General features: G+C 71.6%; 15 protein-coding genes and 1 tRNA gene. 8 read left to right on the forward strand and 8 right to left on the reverse strand.

Annotated features, from left to right (window positions below; genetic code table 11):
- Positions 1-5 precede the first annotated feature (5 nt).
- A complete protein-coding gene (locus ACFYYH_RS21125; protein ID WP_388553106.1) occupies positions 6-818 on the forward strand; it encodes a hypothetical protein in 813 nt (270 codons plus the stop codon).
- Positions 819-976: 158 nt separating this feature from the next.
- On the opposite strand, the gene ACFYYH_RS21130 is transcribed toward ACFYYH_RS21125, so the two are convergent.
- From ACFYYH_RS21130 to ACFYYH_RS21150, 5 genes are all read right to left on the reverse strand, one after another.
- Positions 977-1,798, reverse strand: a complete 822-nt coding sequence (locus tag ACFYYH_RS21130) for an HNH endonuclease family protein (RefSeq protein WP_388553109.1) — start codon at positions 1,796-1,798, stop codon at positions 977-979.
- Positions 1,799-1,990: 192 nt separating this feature from the next.
- Positions 1,991-5,542, reverse strand: coding sequence for a transcription-repair coupling factor (gene mfd, locus ACFYYH_RS21135; RefSeq protein WP_388553112.1), 3,552 nt, complete (start codon positions 5,540-5,542; stop codon positions 1,991-1,993).
- Between the two features lie 167 nt (positions 5,543-5,709).
- A complete protein-coding gene (locus ACFYYH_RS21140) occupies positions 5,710-6,267 on the reverse strand; it encodes an RICIN domain-containing protein (protein ID WP_388553115.1) in 558 nt (185 codons plus the stop codon).
- Positions 6,268-6,560: 293 nt separating this feature from the next.
- Positions 6,561-9,137, reverse strand: a complete 2,577-nt coding sequence (locus ACFYYH_RS21145) for an ABC transporter permease (protein WP_388553118.1) — start codon at positions 9,135-9,137, stop codon at positions 6,561-6,563.
- On the reverse strand, positions 9,134-9,922 hold the full coding sequence (locus tag ACFYYH_RS21150; RefSeq protein WP_388553121.1) for an ABC transporter ATP-binding protein: 789 nt from the start codon (positions 9,920-9,922) through the stop codon (positions 9,134-9,136). The genes ACFYYH_RS21145 and ACFYYH_RS21150 overlap by 4 nt, the downstream gene beginning before the upstream one ends.
- Before the next feature lie 686 nt (positions 9,923-10,608).
- On the opposite strand from ACFYYH_RS21150, the gene ACFYYH_RS21155 reads away from it, so the two are divergent.
- Entirely contained in the window at positions 10,609-12,216 is a 1,608-nt protein-coding gene (locus tag ACFYYH_RS21155; RefSeq protein ID WP_388553456.1) for an MFS transporter, read from the forward strand.
- A 395-nt stretch (positions 12,217-12,611) separates the two neighbouring features.
- Positions 12,612-14,024: a short-chain fatty acid transporter gene (locus ACFYYH_RS21160; protein ID WP_388553124.1), complete on the forward strand. Its 1,413-nt coding sequence runs from the start codon at positions 12,612-12,614 to the stop codon at positions 14,022-14,024.
- 96 nt (positions 14,025-14,120) lie between these two features.
- Here ACFYYH_RS21160 and ACFYYH_RS21165 read toward each other — a convergent pair whose 3' ends face one another.
- A complete protein-coding gene (locus ACFYYH_RS21165; protein ID WP_388553459.1) occupies positions 14,121-16,601 on the reverse strand; it encodes an SUKH-4 family immunity protein in 2,481 nt (826 codons plus the stop codon).
- 5 nt (positions 16,602-16,606) lie between these two features.
- Positions 16,607-17,584 (reverse strand): SMI1/KNR4 family protein, encoded by a 978-nt coding sequence (locus tag ACFYYH_RS21170; RefSeq protein WP_388553127.1) that lies wholly within the window; start codon positions 17,582-17,584, stop codon positions 16,607-16,609.
- A 310-nt stretch (positions 17,585-17,894) separates the two neighbouring features.
- Here ACFYYH_RS21170 and ACFYYH_RS21175 point away from each other — a divergent pair, with 310 nt between their 5' ends.
- Entirely contained in the window at positions 17,895-18,398 is a 504-nt protein-coding gene (locus ACFYYH_RS21175) for a YwqJ-related putative deaminase (protein ID WP_388553130.1), read from the forward strand.
- Between the two features lie 2 nt (positions 18,399-18,400).
- Complete coding sequence (locus ACFYYH_RS21180; protein WP_388553133.1) at positions 18,401-18,889, forward strand: SUKH-3 domain-containing protein; 489 nt, start codon at positions 18,401-18,403, stop codon at positions 18,887-18,889.
- Positions 18,890-19,022: 133 nt separating this feature from the next.
- Here the strand turns inward: ACFYYH_RS21180 and ACFYYH_RS21185 are convergent, their stop codons facing one another.
- Positions 19,023-20,369, reverse strand: coding sequence for a sensor histidine kinase (locus tag ACFYYH_RS21185; protein ID WP_388553135.1), 1,347 nt, complete (start codon positions 20,367-20,369; stop codon positions 19,023-19,025).
- Positions 20,370-20,525: 156 nt separating this feature from the next.
- Here ACFYYH_RS21185 and ACFYYH_RS21190 point away from each other — a divergent pair, with 156 nt between their 5' ends.
- From ACFYYH_RS21190 to glmU, 3 genes are all read left to right on the forward strand, one after another.
- On the forward strand, positions 20,526-21,383 hold the full coding sequence (locus ACFYYH_RS21190) for a hypothetical protein (RefSeq protein WP_388553138.1): 858 nt from the start codon (positions 20,526-20,528) through the stop codon (positions 21,381-21,383).
- A 16-nt stretch (positions 21,384-21,399) separates the two neighbouring features.
- A tRNA-Gln gene (locus ACFYYH_RS21195) sits at positions 21,400-21,473 on the forward strand.
- 122 nt (positions 21,474-21,595) lie between these two features.
- Complete coding sequence (gene glmU, locus ACFYYH_RS21200) at positions 21,596-23,053, forward strand: bifunctional UDP-N-acetylglucosamine diphosphorylase/glucosamine-1-phosphate N-acetyltransferase GlmU (protein ID WP_388553141.1); 1,458 nt, start codon at positions 21,596-21,598, stop codon at positions 23,051-23,053.
- Positions 23,054-23,078: the final 25 nt, after the last annotated feature.

Below are 23,078 nucleotides of genomic sequence, written 5' to 3' on the forward strand. Positions count from 1 at the left end.
CCGTCATGACTGTCACCACCGCTCCCCGTATCCGCCGTGGCGCGCTCGCCGCCCTCTGCACCGTCGCCGTCCTGGCCCTCCCGGCCTGCGGACCGACCGGCTCGGACGGCAAGGACCCCGGCAGCACCTCCGGCGGGTCCGCGTCGGGAAAGAGCGACCGCCCGAGCGGGAAGCCCCAGCCGTTCGCGGATCTCTCGGGCCCCGAGATCGTCGACAAGTCCTTCGCCGCCACTCGCGGCGCCTCCTCGCTCAGGCTCAAGGCCGACACGAAGGAGGGCAAGGAGACCGTCGTCTTCGACATGGCCCTCAACACGAAGGGCGACTGCGCGGGCACGATGTCCATGAACGGCGAGGGCAGCGCGACCGTGTCCAAGCTCGGCCCGACCGTCTACATGCGCTTCGACGAGGCGATGCTGCGGGCCCAGGGCAAGGGACAGCCCAAGGGGGAGACCGACGCCGTGGTCAAGATGCTCGCCGGCCGGTGGGTGAAGACCGACGCCACGGCCCCGGACGCCAAGGACTTCGTGGGGTTCTGCGATCTCGACCAGCTCGTGGCCGAATTCGAGGACGGTGACACCGTGGCCCGCAAGGGGCCGCTCACCACGGTCGACGGGCAGCAGGCGATCACGCTCACCGAGAGCGACAGCGAATCCGACTACACCATGTACGTGGCCACCGAGGGGAAGCCGTACCTCCTGAAGGTCGTCTCCCGGGGCAAGGACACCGGAACGATGATCTTCACGGACTACAACAAGCCCGTCCCCGCCGAGGCCCCCGCCGACAAGGACATCGTGGACCTGGACGAGCTCGGCGGCTGACCCGCCGACCGGAGCACCGGAGAGGCGACCGGAACACCGGGGAGGCCACCACAGGGGAGTGGCCTCCCCGGCCCGTCGGCGCCCGCCCCCGTCCGGGACGGCCGAGTCCGGCCGTACCCCTCAGGTCCGGGGCGCCAGCCACCGCAAGGTCCGGGGCGTCAGCCACCGCACTGAACGAGCATGGTCCTCTTGTCCGCCGCCGTCACCGGCAGTCCGTACTTGAGGACCACCTGCGCGAACCGCACCGCGTAGGCGCACCGGATCCTCCTGTCCGGCGGCAGCCAGGACGCCGGGCCCGAATCGCTCTTGGAGCTGTTGGAGGGGCCGTCCACCGGAATGAGATTGAGCGGGTCGTTGGCGATCCGCTCACGCTTGTCCTCGTTCCACCGGGCGGCCCCCAACTGCCAGGCGTACGACAGCGGCACCATGTGGTCTATCTGGACGGCGGTCGCCTTCTGCTTCTTCCAGTCGATGTCCTTGCCGGTGTACGGATCGTGCAGGGTCATCGACACCACGACACAGTCGGAACCGGAGCGGAGACGGACCCGCTGCCCGTCCCTGGCCAGCAGGTCGTTCCTGGTGTCGCAGCCGTTGCGGGCCAGGGGCACCCCGTCCGCCGTGTCCATCCAGGCGTAGCCGAACTTGTCGCGCTCGTACCCCGTCCTGGGCCCGCGTCCGGCGGTGCGCACGGTGTCGATGAGCCGCCGCGCGGCCTCTCTGTCGGCCTCGGAGGTGAGCGGCGCGAGCCCGGGCTTCGTACCGTCGGGGTTGCCGAGGGGCCCGGCCTCCCGGCCGCTCCCACTCCCGCCACTCCCGCCGCTGCCACCGTTCCGCCCGCTCCCGCCGCCTCCCCCGCTCGACGCGGAGGACGGGGGATCCACGCCCAGCTCGCCCGTACAGCCCGTCAGGACGAGCAACGACAGGGCAAGGGCCCCGCCGTGGAGCCATGTTCGCGGTATCCGGACCTCAAGTCTGCGCACGCACGCACCCTACGCTCCACCCCCGAGCGCCGGGCCGGCACGCGACCGGCCCGGAGTCACCGGACCGGCCCCGGACCGGCCCCGGACCGGCCCCGGACCGGCCCCGGACCGGCCCCGGACCGGCCCCGGACCGGCCCCGGACCGGCCTCGGACCGGCCCCGGGCGGCTCACCGCCGCGCCGGATCCCTACGACTACGAGCCCAGGATCGTGGTGAGGAACTCGCCCGTCCACGCCAGCAGTTCACGGCCCACGACCGGCTTTCCGCCGATCCTGCCCGTCGTCGGGCGCGGAACCAGGATCTGGTGGGCGGCCGGCTTGATGACCGTACGGGGATGCAGCCGCTTCAGCCGCAGCTCCTGCGACTCCCTCAACTCCACCGGCGCGAAGCGGATGTTCGGGCCCTGGAGCACGATCTCCCCCACACCGCACGCCCGCGCGAGCATCCGCAGACCCGCGACGAGCAGCAGATTCTCCACCGGCTCCGGAAGCTTGCCGTACCGGTCGGTCAGCTCCTCGCGGACCGCCGTGATGTCCGCCTCCGTATTGGCGGAGGCGATCGCCCGGTACGCCTGGAGCCTCAGCCGCTCGCCCGGCGCGTAGTCGTGCGGGACATGCGCGTCGACCGGCAGCTCAATCTTGACCTCCAGCGGCGGCTCCTCCTCGACCCCGCCGTCCAGGGACGCCCGGTAGTCCGCGACCGCCTCCCCCACCATCCGTACGTACAGATCGAAGCCGACGCCCGCGATATGGCCGGACTGCTCACCGCCGAGGAGATTGCCCGCGCCGCGGATCTCCAGGTCCTTCATGGCGACATACATGCCCGCGCCCATCTCCGTGTGCTGGGCGATCGTCGCGAGCCGCTCGTGCGCGGTCTCGGTCAGCGGCTTCTCCGGCGGATAGAGGAAGTACGAGTACCCGCGCTCGCGTCCGCGGCCGACCCGGCCCCGGAGCTGGTGGAGCTGCGAGAGCCCGAAGTTGTCGCCGCGCTCCACGATCAGGGTGTTGGCGTTCGAGATGTCGATGCCGGACTCGACGATCGTCGTGGAGACCAGGACGTCGAACTTCTTCTCCCAGAAGTCCACCACCACCTGCTCCAGCGCGCCTTCCGACATCTGTCCGTGCGCGGTGGCGATCCGCGCCTCGGGCACGATCTCGCGCAGCCTGGCCGCGGCGCGGTCGATCGACTCCACCCGGTTGTGGATGTAGAAGACCTGGCCCTCGCGCAGCAGTTCACGCCGGACGGCCGCGCCGATCTGCTTCTCCTCGTACGGCCCGACGAAGGTCAGCACCGGGTGCCGCTCCTCCGGCGGGGTGGTGATCGTCGACATCTCGCGGATACCGGTGACGGCCATCTCCAGCGTGCGGGGGATGGGGGTCGCGGACATGGTCAGGACGTCGACATTGGCGCGGAGCTTCTTGAGCTGCTCCTTGTGCTCCACGCCGAAGCGCTGCTCCTCGTCCACGATGACCAGGCCCAGGTCCTTGAACTTGGTCTCGGACGAGAACAGCCGGTGCGTGCCGATCACCACGTCGACCGCGCCCTCCCGCAGCCCCTGGAGCGTGGCCTTGGCCTCCGTGTCCGTCTGGAAGCGGGACAGCGCCTTCACGGAGACGGGGAACTGCGCGTACCGCTCGGAGAACGTCCCGAAGTGCTGCTGCACCAGCAGGGTCGTCGGCACCAGGACCGCGACCTGCTTGCCGTCCTGGACCGCCTTGAAGGCCGCCCGCACGGCGATCTCCGTCTTGCCGTAGCCGACGTCGCCACAGATCAGCCGGTCCATCGGGACCGTCTTCTCCATGTCCTCCTTGACCTCGGCGATGGTGGAGAGCTGGTCGGGCGTCTCCACGTAGGGGAAGGCGTCCTCCAGCTCCCGCTGCCAGGGGGTGTCGGGACCGAAGGCATGGCCGGGGGCCGCCATCCGCGCCGAGTAGAGCTTGATCAGGTCGGCGGCGATCTCCTTGACGGCCTTCTTGGCGCGCTGCTTGGTCTTCGTCCAGTCCGCGCCGCCGAGCCGGTGCAGTGTCGGGGCCTCGCCGCCGACGTACTTGGTGACCTGTTCGAGCTGGTCGGTGGGGATGTAGAGCCGGTCACCCGGCTGGCCGCGCTTGGCCGGCGCGTACTCGACGAGCAGATACTCCCGGGTCGCGCCCTGCACCGTGCGCTGCACCATCTCCACATAGCGGCCCACGCCGTGCTGCTCGTGCACGATGTAGTCGCCCGCCTCCAGGGTGAGCGGGTCGATGGTCTTGCGGCGCTTGGCCGGCATCCGGGCGCCGTCCTTGCCGGCCGCCTTCTGGCCGGAGAGATCGGTCTCTGTGAGCACGGCCAGCTTGAGGTCCGGGTCGACGAATCCGTAGTCGATCGAGCCGCAGGCGACATGGACGACGGACGGTGTGATCTCGGCCAGACCACTCGCGCTCCGGGCGCCGGGGGTGTCGAGCCGGGCGGGGATGCCCTCGCCGCCCAGCACCTCGACCGTGCGGGAGGCCGTGCCGTGCCCCTCCGTGACGAACACCGTGCGCCAGCCGTCGGCGAGCCAGCCCTTGGTGTCGGCGAGCGCGCGGGCCGTGTCGCCGCGGTACGACTCCGGAGCGCGCATCCCGAGCGTGATGGTCTCCTCCGACAGTTCCTCGTCCACCGCGAACGGGGAGACCGACCACCAGAGCATGCCCAGCTCTCGGGCCCGGTCCCGGACGTCCGCGATGGCCCACAGCGAGGCCGCGCCGACATCGATGGGGGCCTCGCCGCCGCCCGCGGTGGCGGCCCAGGACGCCTGGAGGAACTCCTGACTGGTCGCCACCAGGTCCGCGGCCCTCGTCCTGACCCGCTCGGGGTCGCAGACCAGCGTCATCGAACCGGCCGGCAGCACATCGAGCAGCAGTTCCATGTCGTCCACGAGGACGGGGGCGAGGGACTCCATGCCCTCGACCGCGATCCCCTCGGCGATCTTGCCCAGCAGTTCGCCCAGCTCGGGGTGGGCCTCGGCGAGCGCCGCGGCCCGCTCCCGTACCCGCGGGGTGAGCAGCAGCTCACGGCAGGGCGGCGCCCACAGTCCGTGTTCCGCCACCTCCAGGGAGCGCTGGTCGGCGACCTTGAAGTACCGGATCTCCTCGACGTCGTCGCCCCAGAACTCCACCCGCAGGGGGTGCTCCTCGGTCGGCGGGAAGACATCCAGGATGCCGCCGCGCACCGCGAACTCGCCGCGCTTCTCGACCAGCTCGACCCGGGCGTACGCGGCCGCCGCCAGCGCCTCCGTCACCTCGTTCAGATCGGCGCTGCGCCCCGAGCGCAGCGCCACGGGCTCCAGGTCGCCGAGTCCCTTGACCTGCGGCTGGAGCACCGACCGTACGGGCGCGACCACCACGCTGACCGGGCCGGCCGTCGGGTCGTCCACGGCCGGGTGCGCGAGCCGCCGCAGCACGGCGAGCCGGCGGCCCACGGTGTCGGAGCGCGGTGAGAGCCGCTCGTGCGGCAGGGTCTCCCAGGACGGGTACTCCACGACGGTGTCCGGGTCCAGCAGGGAGCGCAGGGCCGCCGCCAGATCCTCGGCCTCCCGGCCGGTGGCGGTCACGGCCAGCACGGGCCGCCCGGACTCACGTGCCAGGGCGGCCACCGCGAACGGCCGCGCGGCGGGCGGTCCGACCAGGTCGACATGCATCCGGTGACCGGCGCCGGCGGCCTTCACCGCTTCGGCGAGCGCCGGATCACGTACGACGGCGTCGAGCAGACCGTGCAGGCTCATGAAGGGGTTCCATCCAGGCTGGGCAAAACGCGAACGGCCCGACACGTCGCACGGGCCGGGGGTTCTCCAGCCTACGACGCCCCACGGACACCCGGCACCGGCCCACGGCGCGCCACGCGTGAGCGGGGGCGTCCCCGGTGGGACGCCCCCGCTCCCGGCCGGACCGGTCAGGCGGTCAGGCGGGTCTCCCACGAGAGGAGCCACACGTCATTGGCGGCACCGGCGACGGTGCACGTGTACTGGATGAGCGGGTTGCCCTGGCCCACGCCGCCGGCGACGTTCAGACACTTGCCGCTGGACCGGGCCACGAGCTGGTACCCCAGGCCCTTGGGGACCAGCCGCCACTGCTCGTTGCTGCCGAAGCCGCATGTGTACTGGATGATCGGCGTGCCGTCGGCGGTGCCGCCGCCGCTGACGTTGATGCACTTGTCGCTGCTGAGGGACCTGAAGCGGTAGTAGCCGCCGCCCGTGCGCTCCGGAGCCCAGCGCTCGTTCGCCGTGTTGGACAGGGGCCACTGGATGATGGAGGCCCCGTTCTCCATGGAGTTGAGCCGTACGTTCGCGACCTGTCCCGGGTCGCTCGCCAGCCGCAGCGTGATCCGTTCGAGCCGGATCGAGCTCTGCGGTTCGTCCCCGCCGTCGGCAGCCGCCGGGCTCAGCGAGCCCAGCAGCATCGCGGCGCACCCGACCGCCGCGGCGGCCCCCATCCCCACAGTCCTGCGCATGCCCTTGACCATGACGCCTCCCACGCTCTCGTCCACTACGCTACGTAGCGAATCCTGAGCGCAGTGTAATGGAGAGAGGCGGCCCGGCAGGGTTATGGCCCTGTCGCCTCCGCCTGTCGGCGCCACGCTCCGGCGGGCCTCCCCGGCGGGCTCCGCCGCGCGCCGGGCGCCGAGCGCCGACGTCCTCGCTGGGCGCCGACGTCCTCGCTGGGCGCGCGGCCGTACCGGCACGCGTAAGGCCCCGGTGGATGTTGGAGGACATCCACCGAGGCCGTAAGCCCCACCTTATCGCCCTATTCCGTGGCGATCGCGTTCAGCACGTTCATCCGGCCCGCCCGGAATGCCGGGACCAGTGCCGCGAAGAGGCCCACGAAGGCCGACGCGACGAAGACCGTCAGGATCGTCGGCCACGGAATCTCCAGCACTCCGAGTCCCTCCAGGGCCAGCAGCTTCTGGGCCGCCGTGCCCCAGCCCATGCCCAGCCCCAGGCCGAGCAGGGCGCCGAAGAGGGCGATGACCACCGACTCCAGACGGATCATGCGGCGGAGCTGACGGCGGGAGAGCCCGATCGCCCGCAGCAGCCCGATCTCACGGGTGCGCTCCACCACCGACAGGGCCAGCGTGTTCACCACCCCCAGCACCGCGACGATGATCGCCAGGGCCAGCAGACCGTAGACGATATTGAGGAGCTGGCCGATCTGGTCCTTGAGATCCTGCTTGAAGTCGGTCTGGTTCTGCACCTTGTACTGCGGATAGGCGGCGAGCGAGTCCTTGAGGGCCGCGTACGCCTGCTTCTCCTTGCCGTCCACCGCCGCCGCGAACATGATCATGTTCTGGGGCATCCGGTCGGCGGGCACATAGGTCTCGACGGTCGTGATGTTGGTGTACATCGCGCCCTTGTCGACACTCGTGTCGTCCGAGGTGATCGCCGCGACCTTCAGCTTCCCGGTCCTGCCGCCGGGGAAGACGGCCGACATCTCGTCACCGACCTCGATGCCGTGGCTCGTGGCGTAGGTCTCGCCGACCGACATCGCGTCCTTGCCGTACGCCCCGGACAGCTCACCGGCGGTGGTCTCGCGCCGCAGGTCCTGCGCGTACGTCGGGTCCGCGGCCGAGAGCCCCACCTTCTCGGTCTTCCCGTCCGGCGCGGTCAGCTCGACGTCGACCCACTTGTACTCGGTGACATGATCGATGTCCGGTGCCTTCTCCAGCGCCGCCTGGGCCTGCGGCATGATCGGCTGGCCGTTGCCGGACTGGACGATGAAGTCCGCGCCGACCGACTTGTCCAGCTCGTCCGTCGCCGAGGCGACCATCGAGGAGCCGACCACCGACAGACAGGCCACCAGCGCGAGCCCGATCATCAGCGCGGCGCCCGTCGCTCCCGTACGCCGCGGATTGCGCAGCGCGTTGCGCTCGGCCATCCGTCCGACGGGACCGAACATCCGCAGCACGACCGCGCTGAGCGCCCGGACCAGTCCGCCCGCGAGCAGCGGGCCCACCACGACGAAGCCGACGAGGGTGAAGACCACGCCCACCCCGAGGAAGAGCGAACCCCCGCTCGCCTCCTCGGCGCGGGCCGAGACGAACAGCGCCGCCGCGCCGGCCCCCGTGAGCACCAGACCGATCAGCGCCCTGACCCGGCCGGCCCGTCCGTCGGCGGGCGTGCCCGCGTCACGCAGCGCGGCCATCGGGGAGATCTTCCCGGCCCGCCGGGCCGGCACATACGCCGAGACGACGGTGACGACGACCCCGAGCACCAGTCCGACCACGGGAGTCGTCCACTTGACGGTCAGGTCCTGGGTGGACAGCTCCATCCCCATGGTGGCCATCAGCTTCATCAGCCCGACCGCGAGCCCCACGCCCGCGGCGACCCCGGCGACCGAACCGAAGACCCCGAGCAGCACGGCCTCCAGCAGCACCGACCGGTTGACCTGCCGGCGGCTGGAGCCCAGGGCCCGCATCAGACCGATCTCCCGGGTCCGCTGGGCGACCAGCATCGAGAAGGTGTTGACGATCAGGAAGATCCCGACGAGGAAGGCGATCCCGGCGAAGCCGAGCATCGCGTACTTCATCACATCGAGGAAGGACCCGACGTCCGCGCGGTTGGCGTCCGCCGCCTCCTGCTGGGTCTGGAGCTTGTACGGTCCGCCCGCGAGCGCGGCGGCGACGTTCCGCTTCAGAACGGTGTCGCTGACACCCGGTTCCGCGGTGACGTTGACATGGGTGAACCGGCCGGTGCCGCCGAGCAGTTCACGCTGGGAGGTGGCGGTGTCGAAGAAGACGACGGCCGCGCCCGGGTTGGTGACGGTGAAGGTGGCGATACCGGTGATCTTCGCCGTGAAGTCGCCCGTGACCGCGATGGTGCGCAGTTCGTCACCGATCGCCAGCCCGTGCTTGTCGGCGGTGTCGGCGTCGACCATCACCTCGGTGGGACCGCGCGGGGCATGGCCCGAGGTGATCTCCATCGAACGGAGGTCGTTGCGGGTCCAGTTGCCGGCGATCGTCGGGGCACCGGTGGTCGCGCCCACGTTCTTGTTGCCGGCGTCGACGACGGTCACGCTCATGCTGCTGACCGCGCCCTCGGCGGACCGGACCCCGTCCGCCGTTCCGACCGTCTCCACGACCGAGGCGGGCAGGGACTCGGGTCTGCCGGTCTGCACGGTCTCGTCGGCGCCCCGGGCGGACTTGGGACTGACCGTGACGTCCGAGGAGGTCGCGGCGAAGAGCTTGTCGAACGTCGTGTTCATCGTGTCCGTGAACACGAGCGTGCCCGAGACGAAGGCGACCGACAGCAGGACCGCGACGGCGGACAGCGCCATCCGTCCCTTGTGCGCGAAGAAGTTGCGCATCGAGGTCTTGAGGACGGTCATGACGTACGCCCCCGGGCGTCGAAGTCCTTCATCCGGTCGAGTACGGCCTCGGCCGTCGGCCGGAACATCTCGTCCACGATCCTGCCGTCCGCCAGATACAGCACCCGGTCCGCGTAGGACGCGGCCACCGGGTCGTGCGTCACCATCACGATGGTCTGGCCCAGTTCGTCGACGGACCTGCGCAGGAAGCCCAGCACCTCGGCGCCCGCCCGCGAGTCCAGATTCCCGGTCGGCTCGTCACCGAAGATGATCTCGGGACGCGCGGCGAGCGCCCTGGCCACCGCGACCCGCTGCTGCTGACCGCCCGAGAGCTGGGTCGGCCGGTGCTTGAGACGGTCGGCGAGACCCACCGTCTCCACCACCCGCCGCAGCCACGGACCGTCCGGCTTACGGCCGGCTATGTCCATGGGCAGGGTGATGTTCTCCAGGGCGTTGAGCGTCGGCAGCAGGTTGAACGCCTGGAAGATGAAGCCGACGCGGTCCCGGCGGAGCCGGGTGAGGTGCTTGTCCTTCAGCTTGGTGATCTCCGTCTCGTCGAGATGGATCTCGCCCGACGTCACCGTGTCCAGACCGGCGAGGCAGTGCATCAGGGTGGACTTGCCGGAGCCGGAGGGGCCCATGATCGCGGTGAACTGCCCGCGGGCGATGTCCACATCGACATGGTCCAGCGCGACGACCCGGGTCTCCCCCGAGCCGTACGCCTTGACGACCTGGCGCGCTCGCGCCGCCACGGCCGTACGCCCTCCCGTGCCCCCGTGCTTGGGGATCGTTACAGCCGTTGTCACGGTATGTCTCCTCAGTCGGTCGATCGACGGTGATACCCCGGTGTGGTCGGTTCACCGGTGGTTTCACGGGTTCATGGTGTGCCTTGAGTCTGGTGGCTCCGGGGCCCCGGCGCGCTGGTGCGCAGCGCAGTCTTCGCCTGGGGTTTTCCCCACCCCCTCGCTACGGAGAGCCCCCCTCGTGCGCTCTCCGCCGCGTAAGACCAAGGTAAGGAGCGGGGGGCGGTCTTCTCGTCCTCCACCGGGACGAACCGCCCCTGGACAGAAGTAAGGAGAACCCCCTAGGGGTCTCCGTCCCGGGAAGGAGACCCCGGGTGGAGACCCTGGTCGGAGCCCCCGGACAGGGCCCCGGGTACAGACCGTGAGCGGGCCGTGAGCGGGCCGTGAGCCGGTCGTGAGCGGGCCTGCGGGCGGGCGCCGGGCGAGGGCCGGGCGAGGGCCGTGGGCGGGCCGCGCCCTGCCGCCGCGCGAGGTCCGGGTGAGAAGGTGTCCCCGACCAGATACATGCATAGGGAAGGGATCCCGTGAGCGGCGCCGGCGAGAGTACCGAGGACACCGGACGTACCGAGGCGATACCCGCGGCCCCGTCGGCGGGATCAGGTCCGCCGCCGGGGCCGAACCCGCCCCCACCCCCAAGACCGTCCCCCGGACCGCGCGAACGCGGGCGGGGCCCGGTCGTCGCCGCCCTGATGCTGGGCATGGCGCTCGCCGCCCTCGACGGCACCATCGTCTCCACGGCGGTGCCCCAGATCGTGGGCGACCTCGGCGGATTCGCCGTCTTCTCCTGGCTGTTCTCCGGCTATCTGCTCGCCGTGACGGTCACCCTGCCGGTGTACGGAAAGCTCTCCGACACCTTCGGCCGCAAGCCCGTGCTGATCGCGGGCATCATCCTCTTCCTCGTCGGCTCGCTGCTCTGCGCCACCGCGTGGAGCATGGCCTCCCTGATCGCGTTCCGGGTGGTCCAGGGCCTGGGCGGCGGCGCGCTCCAGGGCACGGTGCAGACCATCGCCGCCGATCTCTACCCGCTCAAGGAACGGCCCAGGATCCAGGCCAAGCTGTCGACGGTCTGGGCGACGTCCTCGGTGGCGGGACCGGCCCTGGGCGGACTGCTCGCGGGCTACGCGGACTGGCGCTGGATCTTTCTGATCAATCTGCCGGTGGGTGCCGTGGCGCTCTGGCTGGTGATCAGATATCTGCGCGAACCGGGCCGTACGGCACCGGCGCCCGCGCCCGCGCCCGCTGCGGAACCGGGTCCGGGATCGGGGCCGGGTCCGGAATCAGGTTCGGGTTCGGGATCGGGATCGGGATCGGTACGCGTGTCGGGACCGGTGTCGGTGCCGGTCACGTCGGGCGCGCGCGCCGGCCGTTCGCTCCGCCACCGGATCGACTGGGCGGGCGCGCTCGGTGTCTTCGCCACCGGGGCGCTCCTGCTCACCGCGCTCGTCCAGGGCGGAGTCGCCTGGCCCTGGCTCTCCGCGCCCTCCCTGGCCTTCTTCGGCGGCAGCGCGGTCCTCGCCGCGGTCACGGTCGTCATCGAACGGCGGGCCGCGGAACCGATCATCCCCGGCTGGGTGTGGCGCCGCCGTACCATCGCGGCCGTCAATCTGGCGCTCGGCGCACTCGGACTGCTGATGGTCGCCCCGACCGTCTTCCTCCCGACCTACGCGCAGTCCGTGCTCGGCCTGGGGCCGATCGCCGCCGGCTTCGTCCTCTCGGCGATGACCCTGAGCTGGCCGGTCAGCGCCGCCCTCTCCAACCGGGTCTACAACCGCGTCGGTTTCCGCCAGACCGCCGTCATCGGGATCTCCCTCGCCCTGCTGATCCTGCTCGCCTTCCCCCTTCTCCCCTTTCCCGGGCAGGCCTGGCAGCCGGCGCTGATCATGCTGCTGCTCGGCTGCGCGCTCGGGCTCTTCCAGCTTCCGCTGATCATCGGGGTGCAGGCCACGGTCGGCTGGTCGGAGCGGGGCACGGCGACCGCGTCCATCCTCTTCTGCCGCCAGGTCGGACAGAGCGTGGGCGCCGCCGTGTTCGGCGCCGTGGCCAACGCGGTGCTCGCCTCCCGTCTCGCCGATCCGCCCTCCCCCGGACTCCCCCGCGACCTGGACTCGGTCTCCCACGCCCTGGAGAACCCGGCGGCGCTCACCGCCGAAGCCGCGGAGTATCTGCGCCGGGCGGTGGACGCGGCGGTCGACCGTGTCTATCTGGGCGCGGCGCTCGCGGCGGCGCTGGCCCTCCTCGTCCTGCTCGTCCTGGCCCCGAAACGCTTCCCGGTCATCGCGGAGAAGGACACCGACTGAGCCCGGCGCCCCCGGGCCCTGTCCGGCCGACCCCGGCCCCGCACGGCCGGCCGAGCCCGGCGCCCCCACGGCGGGCCAGGTCGTGAGGCGTGTACGCGTCCGGGCCGCGGGGCAGCCGCGCCTCCGGGGCATACCGCGGTGTCGCACGTACCTCCGGGAGTGGACCGTCCACAGCGACGGGCCGGGGTCTGTGTGGCACCGCTCCCTTGTGCTCCCGTCACCCGCGCCCGAAGATCCTCGGCACCGCACCCCTGGGCCCGCCCCCGGTCCCCAGGAACCCGACAGGGAGGACAACCCCCATGACCACGTCACCCCCGCAGGAGCCGGAGCCGACGCCGCCGTCGCCAACGCCAACGCCAACGCCAACGACGGGCCGGGAGCCCTGGCCGGCGCGCATGGCACTGCGCTTCACGGCCTTCTCCGAGAAATGGCTGCCCGACGCGCTGGGCTTCGTCCTGGTCGGCACCTTCGCGGTCCTCGCGCTCGGCCTGGTGACGGGCGAGAGCCTGGTCGGCGCCCCGTCGGATCCGGCGGCGACGACCGGATACGGACTGGTGGACGCGTGGGGCCAGGGATTCTGGTCCCTCATCACCTTCACCCTGCAAATGGCGATGATCATTATCGCCGGATACGCAGTCGCGGTCTCCCCGCCGGTCGGCCGCCTGATCGCCAGGATCGCGCTCGTGCCCCGCACCCCGCGCGGAGCCGTCGCGTTCACCGCGGCGGTCGCCATGGTCACGTCCTATCTGAACTGGGCGTTCAGCCTGATCTTCACGGCCATCCTCGCCAAGGAGATAGCGCGCAGGGTCAGCGGTGTGGACTACCGGGCCCTGGGCGCGATGGCCTTCCTCGGACTCGGCACCGTCTGGGCCCAGGGCCTGTCCGGCTCCGCCGCCCTCCAGGTGGCCAGCGCCGCGTCGAGCCCGCCCGCCGTCCAGGAGGTCATCAAGGAGGGACGCGGCAGCGGTCTCATCCCGCTGACCGAGACCATCTTCCTGTGGCAGGGCATCGTCGCCACCGCGATCATCTTCGTCATCGCCGTCGGCATGGCCTGGTTCCTCTCCCCCTCACCGGAGCGCGCCAAGACGGCCGAACAGCTCGGTATCGACCTGGGCCCCAGCGTCGGGAAGGACCGCCCGGGGCCGCGCCGCGGCCGGCCCGGCGAGTGGATCGAGTACAGCCCCGTCTTCGCGATCCTGCTGTTCGCCCTCGGAGTCTGGTACCTCGCACGGCACTTCGCCCGCGCGGAGGGCAGCGCCCTCAACGCCCTCGACCTGAACACCGTCAACCTCATCCTCATCCTGCTGGCGCTCATCCTGCACTGGCGGCCGGTGCGCCTGGCCCAGGCCGTCAAGGACGGAGCCCCGGCGGCCTCGGGCGTACTGCTCCAGTTCCCGCTGTACGGCGGGATCTTCGGGATGATCGCCTTCACCGGACTGAGCAAGACCATCGCCGGCTGGCTGGTGTCGGTCTCGAACGAGTTCTTCTACCCTGCCCTCATCGCCGTCTACAGCGCCGTCCTCGGCGTCTTCGTGCCCAGCGGCGGCAGCAAATGGGTCATCGAGGCCCCCTACGTCCTGGACGCGGCCAACCAACTCCAGGTCCACCAGGGCTGGGTGGTCGTGGTCTACGACCTCGGCGAGGCCAGCGCCAATCTGCTCCAGCCTTTCTGGATGCTGCCCACCCTGACCATCCTCGGCCTCAAGGCCCGCGACATCATGGGCTACACGTTCGCCATGTTCCTGGTGTGCTTCCCCGTGGTGCTGATCCTCGTCACCCTGTTCGCCCGCACGCTCAGCTTCCCGTGAGCCACGGGCACACCTGAGCCGGACACGGGCACACCTGAGCCGCAGGAGGCGGCGCGGCGCGCGGCAAGCGCGCCGCGCCACTCGGACGGACGGACCTCAGAGCAGCCCGTCCCACATCTGCTCCAGCAGCACCGACCACCAGTTCTCAGGCGAGGACAGCGCCGCCGCGTCCAGCGACACGAGCTGCGCCTGGAAGTCGACCGTCCAGCGGCCCGCCTGCTCCGGGTTGAGCCCGAAGCGCAGCCGCCACATCCGGCCCAGCAGCGCCAACGACCGGGTGAACTCCGGCAGTCCGGTGTTCACGAACTGCGGCGGCACCGACTGCCCGCCGGGCCCCGCCTCCACCGGCACCGCCATGATGTGCGCCGTGCCGTACTGGACACAGAGCGCGCGCCCGAAGTCACTGCCCACCACCAGATACGACCCCGCGTCCGGCGCCGCGGGCACCTGCCGCTGCGCGGCCAGCTCGGCCAGCGTCGGCACCACCGGCTGCGGAGGCTGCGCCCAGAAGAACGGACCGAAGTCGGCCGGCAGCCCCGCCCACACCAGGGTGCGCGCCACGATCTCGGGCACGCCCTGACGGGACACCGCCCGCTGGTCGAACCGGCAGATGCCCTGCGGACCGAACGCCCCCATCAGCTCCTGCGCGATCCCCTCCGGCGGGACCGGCAGCGCCGGCGCCATCTGGGGCAGCGGCGCACGGACCGGCGCGGGCCGCGCGGGACCGTCCGCGACCTGGTGCAACTCGCCCTGGTGGGTCAGCAGATGCCGCATGCCCTGCTGCCGGCTCGCGTGATCCTGGCCGTACGGGGCGACGCTGGTGATCCGCACCTGCGGCCAGGTCTCCCGGATCATCCGCGCGCAGTACCCGCCGGGCAGCTCGCACGACTCCAGCTCCGTGTGCAGTTCGAGCACCTGCTGCGGCGGCACGTTCAGCGCGCGCAGCTCGTGCAGGATCTGCCACTCGGGGTGCGGGGTGCCGGGCGCGGAGCGCCGGATGAGCTGGGCCTCCGAGCCGTCGGGCGCGCGATAGCGCAGCACGGCCTGATAGCCGGGGCCGACGGTCGGCGGACCGGGCGGCTGCTGCGGATAGCCGTACGCGGGCGGCTGGGCCGACGGCGGGACGGCGCCGGGCGCACCGGGTGGTACGCCAAGGACTCCGGGCGGACCGGGAGGGCCGGGCGGACCAGGGGGACCGGGCGGCTGCGGAGCCGGCGGCGGTACGGGGCCGCCCTGGCCGTGTCCCGCGAGCATCGTCTCGGCGAGATGCGCCCCGCCGGACGGCGCACCGGGCACACCGGGCGGGCCGGGAGGACCCGGCGGCTGCGCGGGAGCGGCCGGGACGCCGGGCGGACCCGGAGGCCGTGGCGTGCCCGGACCGCCCTGGCCCGGGTCGGCGAGCATCGTCGCCGCGTGCGGCGCCCCGCCGGGAGGCGTACCGGGCGCCCCGGGAGGTCCCGGGGGGCCAGGAGGCACCGGCGGACCCGGCGGCGACACGGCTCCGGGCCCCGTCGGCCCCGGCTCGGCGAGCATCGTCTCAGCCAGGTGCGCCCCACCGGGCGGCGTCCCCGGCCCCCCAGGAGCACCGGGCGGAACAGGAGCACCGGGAGCACCGGCAGAGGGGGACGAGCCGGGAGGAGTGGGCGGACCGGCCGGCCGGGGGCCCCCGGGACCGATGTGCGAGACCAACTGCGTAGGCAGATAGCCCCCGGCGGGGGCGCCGGGCGCCCCCGGCCCCGACGACGGCGGCAGAGTCTCCGCGTCACCGGCCTCCGCGCCACGCGGCGCGGCCGCCGCCCGTGCCGCCGCCGCGCCGGCGCTGTCCGCCCCGGACCCGGCACCACCCCTGCCGAGCGCCGGACTCACCGCCGTGGGCGGCAGTTGACTGCCGCCCGACATCAGCGCGGTCGGCGCGTCGGCCGCCACGAACGGCGGCGGGGTGTCGTCGTCGTCCGAACCCGACAGCGGCGGCGCGAACACCGTCGCGGGCAGCGGCACGGAACCGTCGTCGGCCGAACCGGAGGCATTGGTGTCCGTCCCGGCCCAGGGCGTCGCCCCGGTGGGCACGGCCGACGGCGGGGCGGGCACACCGCCCCCCTGCGAGGAGAACGGCGACGACGGCGGGACCGGAGCCGACGAGCCGGCCGGCGACGCGGCGGGAGCGCCCTGAGCGGCCGACGCGGCAGGCGCCGAGGAAGGATCAGGAACCCCCCGCCGGTCCGCCGCGTCCTGGAGCCACTCCGGCGGGCTCAACAGGAACGACGTCTGATGCAGATCGATGCGCTGCGGCGGCTCCGGCGCGGCCGGCGGCGCCTCCGGCACGCCGTACTCCTCCTCGTACCGGCGGATCACCTCACCCACCGGCAGCCCCGGCCACAACGTGGCCTCACCGCTGTCCCGCGCGATCACCAGCCGCTGCCGGCCGCCGTCCGACGTGGGCCCGGACTCACGGTCCTCCGCCCACACCACGAAACCCAGCTCGAACTCCCTGACCCGCACCTCCCGGTGCTGATAGCCGGGCACATCGCCGTTGACCCACTCTTCCGCGCGCTCCTGCGCCTGCGCGAAGGTCACCATCGCGCTCACCCCTCCACCGGGACGGCGCGCGCGAAGCCACCGTCCACCATCAGGTTCGCCACGGTCTCCAGCTCCGGCGGACTGCCCGCCAGCCTCAGCAGAAAGGCGTCGAAGTCCTCACCGCACGGCAACAGCAGCCGCTCCACCCGCTCCTGCACGCTCCAGCCGTCCCGGTCCCTGGCGTCGTCGTACGCGCAGAACCAGACCGAACCCACCCGGTCGCCCCGCACCTTCACCGCGAGAATGCCGCCCTGGACAAAGGCAACACCCAGATAATCCTTGGTCAGATGGTCCCGCAGGCACTTGTTGACATACACCAGGTCATTGACCGCGGCCTCCTCACGCACCGTGAAGAACGGCTGGTCCACCAGCAGCCCCAGCGCCGGATCGAGCGCCGCGCCCACCGGCGCACAGCCGCCCGCCGCCTTCAGGAACGCGCGGTACGCGCCCGGCAGCCGGTAGCCGAGATCCTCCTCGACGCCCAGGAGCTGCTGCTCACTGACCGACACCACGCCCTTCGGCAGCCCGACATGGACCGGCCGGGTCTCCTGGAGCGGACGCGTGCCCCGCTTCACATGGTCCACCGCGGTCGTCGCGAGCCCGCCGTGATGCCGCAGCAGCGCCTTCACCTCGACCGGCACCAGCACCAGCCGGCGCGAAGCCGGCAGATGATGCCACGTCCAGCCGTGCGGAGTCGCCACCGAGGGGATCGTGTCCCACAGCTCATGCCCGGCGGCGTGCAGCGCGGCATTGGCCGACACATAGTCCGTGAGCCGCAGCTCGTCCACGCCGAACCCCTCGGGCGGCTCGGCTATCTCCGCCGCCGCGCGCGCGTACGGCGTGAAATCCGGATAGCCGGCGTCATCCACCCGCACCCCTCTGGGATGCCGGGAGGCCCGGACCGGATCCGGGAAATGCACGACCTGCCCGGCGTAGGCCGCGTTCGGTGGCGCGGCTTGCTGCCCGAGCCGACCTGTCGTCATGGCGGTTGCCCCCTGCTGCTTCCGGCTGGTTCCACAGCCCTGATGCCGCACAGCCTATGCGGTGGGACAAGAGGGGATCCGACGCTCCTCCACAGGGCCGGTCCGATCATCGTCCCGGCTCCCGCCAGGGCCCTCGTCCACGCCCCCTCACCGGTGACCAACGGTCACGCAAGGGTGACCCAGCGCCGACGCCACGCCATGATTCACGCCCCAGCTTCCCGACCGCCCGGCACATTTGGCAGGCTGTCCACACAATCGGGGGGCGTGACACCAGCGGCTACCAGCCGCGGGCGCGGGGAGGGGACAGCACTTGCACACGGCACCGACAGACGCATCCGGCGACCCACGCCTCGGCTGGAGCAGCACCGCACCACACCGTCCGCCCGTACTCCACAGGCGCCGCGACGGCATCCTGCCCGCCGTCGGCGCCGCGCTCTCCGTACGCGGCCGGACCACCCTCACCTGCACCGGAGGCAAGGGCGACCAGCCGCCCACCCTCCACCCGCTCGTACAGGACTTCCTCGACACCCTCACCAGCGGACAACGGGAACGTTTCACCGGACGCTGTCCCGAAGCGATCCTGCTCTCCCGCCACCTCACCGCGGCCGAGGCCGACCGCTCCAAACGGGCCCGGCGAAAACCCCTCACCCACAGCGAGGCACGCCGCACCCTCAAACACTCCAAACTGACGGCCCGTCGCATCCGCGAGGACGGCGACCCCCAGCACGGCAGCTACGCCCCGCCCTGCCGCTCCTGCTCGGCACTGCTCGCGCACTTCGGCGTACGCCCCTTCGACCCCACCCAGAACGGCTGAGCATGCGCGACCTCGACACCACCCGCTTCCCCGTCCCCGTCGACGCCGCGCTCCGCGAGGCCGGCTGGCAGCCCGGACGCTGGGACATACGGCAGGCCGAGGAGTGGGCCGACGCCCTGCGCGCCCACACCACACCCGCCGGACACCGGCTCAGCGTCTTCCCCGCCGCCGTCGAGGCCTGGGCCGAGTTCGGCGGACTGCGCCTCAGCGCCCCCGGGCCCGGCCGGCAGATCGCCCCCGCCACCGTACGGATCGACCCCCTCGCCGGCCTCCACCTCGCCCGCACCCTCGCCGACCTCGGACGGTCCCTGGACACCGAGATCAGCCCCCTCGGCGAGGAGAACGACGGGCAGGCGGTCCTCGCCATCGACAGCACCGGACGCGTCTTCAGCATCGACCACACCGGCGACTGGTATCTGGGACCGGACCTCGACCAGGCACTCGGCATCCTGCTCACCGGCCTGGAACCCGCCCGGCTGACCTCCGGCTGACACCCGCCCCCGGGGCCCCCGCCCGGGGCCCTCCGCCCGGCGACCCGGCAACCCGGCAACCCGGCAACCCGGCAACCCGCGGAGCGTTCCCGGAGCGCCCGGAGAGCCCGGAGAGCCCCTACGCGGAAACCCCCTACGCCGGCGCGCGGTCCGGCAGCACCGCCGACACCCGGAAACCCCCCGCGTCCGTCTCCCCCGACACGAACACCCCGCCCAGCGCCAGCACCCGCTCCCGCATCCCCACCAGACCATTGCCGCCACTCGGCAGCCCCGCGTCCTGCGCGCCACCGTCCGAAGGCCCGTTCTCCACCTGCATCGCGACCTCCGACTCCCGGTGCGCCAGCCGGACCATCACCTTCGCGCCCGCCGCGTGCTTCAGCACATTCGTCAGCGCCTCCTGCACCACCCGGTACGCCGTCTGCTCCACCTCCGGCGCATACGCACGCGACTCCCCCTGCACCGAAAGCTCCACCACCATCCCCGTGTCCCGGGACTGGCCCACCAACGCCTCTATGTCCCCCATACCGGGACCGTCCCCGGCAGCCGCCGCCGCGGCCGCCGCCGCCGCCGCACGCCCCACCGCCGCCAGCGGAACCGCCGCCGAGAACACCTCCCCCGCCGGCACATCCGCCGCCTTGCGCGCCGCCACCTGCTCCCCCGCCCGCAGCACCCCGAGCATCTCCCGCAGCTCCGTCAGCGCCTGCCGCCCCATGTCCCCCACCAGCGCGGCGTTCTTCACCGCCTTCGACGGATCCTTCAACGCCACCGCCTGCAACGCCGCCGCGTGCACCACCATCAGACTCACCCGGTGCGCCACCACGTCATGCATCTCCCGGGCGATCCGCGTCCGCTCCTCCGTACGCGCCCACTCCGCCCGCTGCTCCGCCCGGTCGGCGAGCAGCGAAAGCTCCTGCTCCAGACTGTCCGCCCGCTCCCGCAGGCTCTCCATCAGCCGCCGTCTCGCCCCCACATAGAGCCCGAACAGCACCGGCGGCGCGGTCAGCCCCACCGACATCAGAACCGCGACCACGGGCACATACCAGCGCGCCGAGTCGAACGCCGTGTCGACCACGTTCTGCCGGGTCCGTACGAACGTCACGATCAGCGTCCCGACGAGCGACATCCCGGCCAGCGCGCCGATGATCCTGCGCGGCGTCTCCGAGGCGGCGAGCGTGTACAGCCCGACCAGCCCCATCAGATAGCCCATCTCCGCGGGCGTGATCGCGATCGAGACGAGCACCACCGCGAACGGCCACCGCCGCCGCACCAGCAGCACCGCCCCGGCGAGCAGCCCGAACAGCACCCCCATCGGCACCGGCAGCCCGGCGGTGTCCGCGAACCTGATCCCCTCCAGCGCGCACTCCAGCGCCGACACCAGCGCCAGCCCCACATCCAGCACGGCGCTCCGCCACCGCCCCCACCACCACACACCGCGGGGAGTCACTCCCGCGGCGTCCTGATGTGCCCCCGTTGTGGTCATGTCTCCCACCCTACGGGCGCCCGCATCCCAATTTCCGGCGACCGCCCCACCACAGAACGCGACCGGCCACACCAGAAACAGACGCCAATACCTCGAACGCGTGAACCACTCCCACAGCCGAACCGGACACCCGGATTCCAGACGATGATCACCCATATGACAGCGACACATGGCACATATGCCGACTTCGAGGCACTCCGGAAACAGGCGGTGGCACTGCGCCGCGAAGGCCTCAGCCTGCGACAGATCCGCGACCGATTGAAGATCCGGAACAACGACATCCTGAGTCGCCTGGTCAAGGGCGAACCGGCACCAGAGTGGACCAAACGCCCCAACGCGAAGGACGACCTCCGGGAGAAAGCGCGCGAACTACGCCTGGAGGGCCACACGTACGACCGGATACAGCTTGAGCTGGGCTGCTCGAAAAGCTCGATCTCCCTGTGGGTACGAGACCTCCCGAAGCCGGAGCCCCAATACACGGTCGAGGAGCGGCACGCCCGCATGAACGCGGGACTGGCCCACTTGCGCGCAGCCCAGGACAAGGAACGACAGGAGACGAAGCGCGTAGCCCGCGAGGAGGTCGGGCAGCTCTCCGATCGGGAACTGTTCATCGCCGGCGTCACCCTGTACTGGGCCGAAGGAACCAAGGACAAGCCGTACCGCCGGTGCGAAGTGCTCCAGTTCATCAACAGCGACCCCAACGTGATCAGGTTGTACCTGCGCTGGCTCGATCTCCTGGGGATCCCGCGTGAGCGGCTGCGTTTCCGGGTGAGCATCCACGAGTCGGCCGACGTTCCCGACGCCGAGCACTTCTGGGCCGATCTGGCCGGCATCGCCCCTTCCGGCCTCCAGAAGACCACGCTCAAAAAGCACAACCCGAAGACGACAAGGAAGAACACCGCAGAGGCATACAGGGGGTGCCTCGTCATCTACGTCACGAAGAGCGCCGATCTCTATCGTCGCGTGGAAGGTGCCTGGTACGGCATAGTGTCTGGTGCTGAACCGGCGCCGTAGCCAAATCGCCGGCCGGTCCCCCGTGGTGTAATCAGGCAGCACACCAAGTTTTGGTCTTGGCAGGTCAAGGTTCGAATCCTTGCGGGGGAGCCTGGCGCACGAGTCCTCAGTTCGGGTCCTGACCTCGCCGGTCGGGACCCGTCCTCGTTTCCGCGCCGAAACCCCCCGGTATCCTGCGGTTGTCCACCACCCGAAAGCCGAAGGGCATTCCCGTGAGCGCCAACCGCCCGGCAGCCGTCGTCGTCCTCGCAGCGGGTGAAGGGACCCGCATGAAGTCGAAGACCCCCAAGGTCCTGCATGAGGTCTGCGGGCGCTCGCTCGTCGGACATGTCGTGTCCGCGGCCCGTGAGCTGGAGCCCGAGCAGCTCGTCGTCGTCGTCGGGCACGCGCGGGAGCAGGTCGAGGGGCATCTCTCCGCCGCGTACGAAGGCGTGCGCACCGCCTATCAGGCCGAGCAGAACGGTACCGGGCACGCCGTGCGGATCGCCCTCGACGAGCTGGGGGGCACGCCCGACGGGACCGTGGTCGTCGTCTGCGGCGACACCCCGCTGCTGACCGGCGCGACCCTCGCGGCGCTGGCCGGGACGCATGCCGCCGACGGCAACGCCGTCACCGTGCTGACCGCCGAGGTCCCGGACTCGACCGGGTACGGGCGGATCGTCCGGGACGGCGCGAGCGGCGCGGTCACGGCGATCGTGGAGCACAAGGACGCCAGCGACGCGCAGCGCGCGATCCGGGAGATCAACTCGGGGGTGTTCGCGTTCGACGGCCGGCTTCTCGCGGACGCGCTCGGGAAGGTCAGCACGGACAACAGCCAGGGCGAGGAGTACCTCACCGATGTGCTGGGGATCATGAGGGAGGCCGGGCACCGGGTGGGCGCGTCGGTCGCGGTCGATCACCGGGAGATCCTGGGGATCAACAACCGGGTGCAGCTCGCGCAGGCGCGCCGGCTGCTGAACGAGCGACTGCTGGAGCGGGCGATGCTGGCGGGGGTGACGGTGATCGACCCGGCGTCGGTGTTCGTGGATGTGTCGGTCACGTTCGAGCCGGACGTGGTGGTGCATCCGGGTACGCAGCTCCTGGGGTCCACGCATCTGGCGGAGGGTGCCGAGGTGGGGCCGCATTCGCGGCTGCGGGACACGCAGGTCGGCGCGGGCGCGCGGCTGGACAACACGGTGGCGGACGGCGCGGTGGTGGGTGAGGCCGCGACGGTCGGCCCGTACGCCTATCTGCGGCCGGGTACCCGGCTCGGGGTGAGGGCGAAGGCCGGTACGTATGTGGAGATGAAGAACGCGACGATCGGTGAGGGTTCGAAGGTGCCGCATCTGTCGTATGTGGGGGATGCGACGATCGGCGAGTACACGAACATCGGCGCCGCGAGCGTCTTCGTGAACTATGACGGGGAGCGCAAGCACCACACGACGATCGGGTCCCACTGCCGTACGGGTTCGGACAACATGTTTGTGGCGCCCGTCACGGTCGGGGACGGTGTGTACACGGCGGCCGGGTCGGTGATCACGAAGGATGTGCCGGCCGGTTCGCTGGCTGTCGCCCGGGGCCAGCAGCGGAATATCGAGGGCTGGGTGGCCCGGAAGCGTCCGGGGAGTGCCGCCGCTCAGGCGGCCGAGGCGGCTCGTACGGCGCCGGGGAGCGCCGAGAGTGAAAGCTGACCGGAAACAGGTGCGCCGATCACGG

The organism is Streptomyces sp. NPDC002018 (assembly GCF_042890865.1).
In the GTDB taxonomy this organism is placed as follows: Bacteria; Actinomycetota; Actinomycetes; order Streptomycetales; family Streptomycetaceae; genus Streptomyces.

What these genes read in the sequence shown, in the direction of transcription:
- ACFYYH_RS21160 (WP_388553124.1), top strand. Translation starts at nt 12,612, where the DNA reads ATGGCACTGCGCTTCACGGCCTTCTCCGAGAAATGGCTGCCCGACGCG.
- ACFYYH_RS21145 (WP_388553118.1), bottom strand. Translation starts at nt 9,137, where the DNA reads ATGACCGTCCTCAAGACCTCGATGCGCAACTTCTTCGCGCACAAGGGA.
- ACFYYH_RS21170 (WP_388553127.1), bottom strand. Translation starts at nt 17,584, where the DNA reads ATGACGACAGGTCGGCTCGGGCAGCAAGCCGCGCCACCGAACGCGGCC.
- ACFYYH_RS21140 (WP_388553115.1), bottom strand. Translation starts at nt 6,267, where the DNA reads ATGCGCAGGACTGTGGGGATGGGGGCCGCCGCGGCGGTCGGGTGCGCC.
- ACFYYH_RS21165 (WP_388553459.1), bottom strand. Translation starts at nt 16,601, where the DNA reads ATGGTGACCTTCGCGCAGGCGCAGGAGCGCGCGGAAGAGTGGGTCAAC.
- ACFYYH_RS21125 (WP_388553106.1), top strand. Translation starts at nt 6, where the DNA reads ATGACTGTCACCACCGCTCCCCGTATCCGCCGTGGCGCGCTCGCCGCC.
- ACFYYH_RS21190 (WP_388553138.1), top strand. Translation starts at nt 20,526, where the DNA reads ATGACAGCGACACATGGCACATATGCCGACTTCGAGGCACTCCGGAAA.
- ACFYYH_RS21155 (WP_388553456.1), top strand. Translation starts at nt 10,609, where the DNA reads ATGCTGGGCATGGCGCTCGCCGCCCTCGACGGCACCATCGTCTCCACG.
- ACFYYH_RS21180 (WP_388553133.1), top strand. Translation starts at nt 18,401, where the DNA reads ATGCGCGACCTCGACACCACCCGCTTCCCCGTCCCCGTCGACGCCGCG.
- ACFYYH_RS21185 (WP_388553135.1), bottom strand. Translation starts at nt 20,369, where the DNA reads ATGACCACAACGGGGGCACATCAGGACGCCGCGGGAGTGACTCCCCGC.
- mfd (WP_388553112.1), bottom strand. Translation starts at nt 5,542, where the DNA reads ATGAGCCTGCACGGTCTGCTCGACGCCGTCGTACGTGATCCGGCGCTC.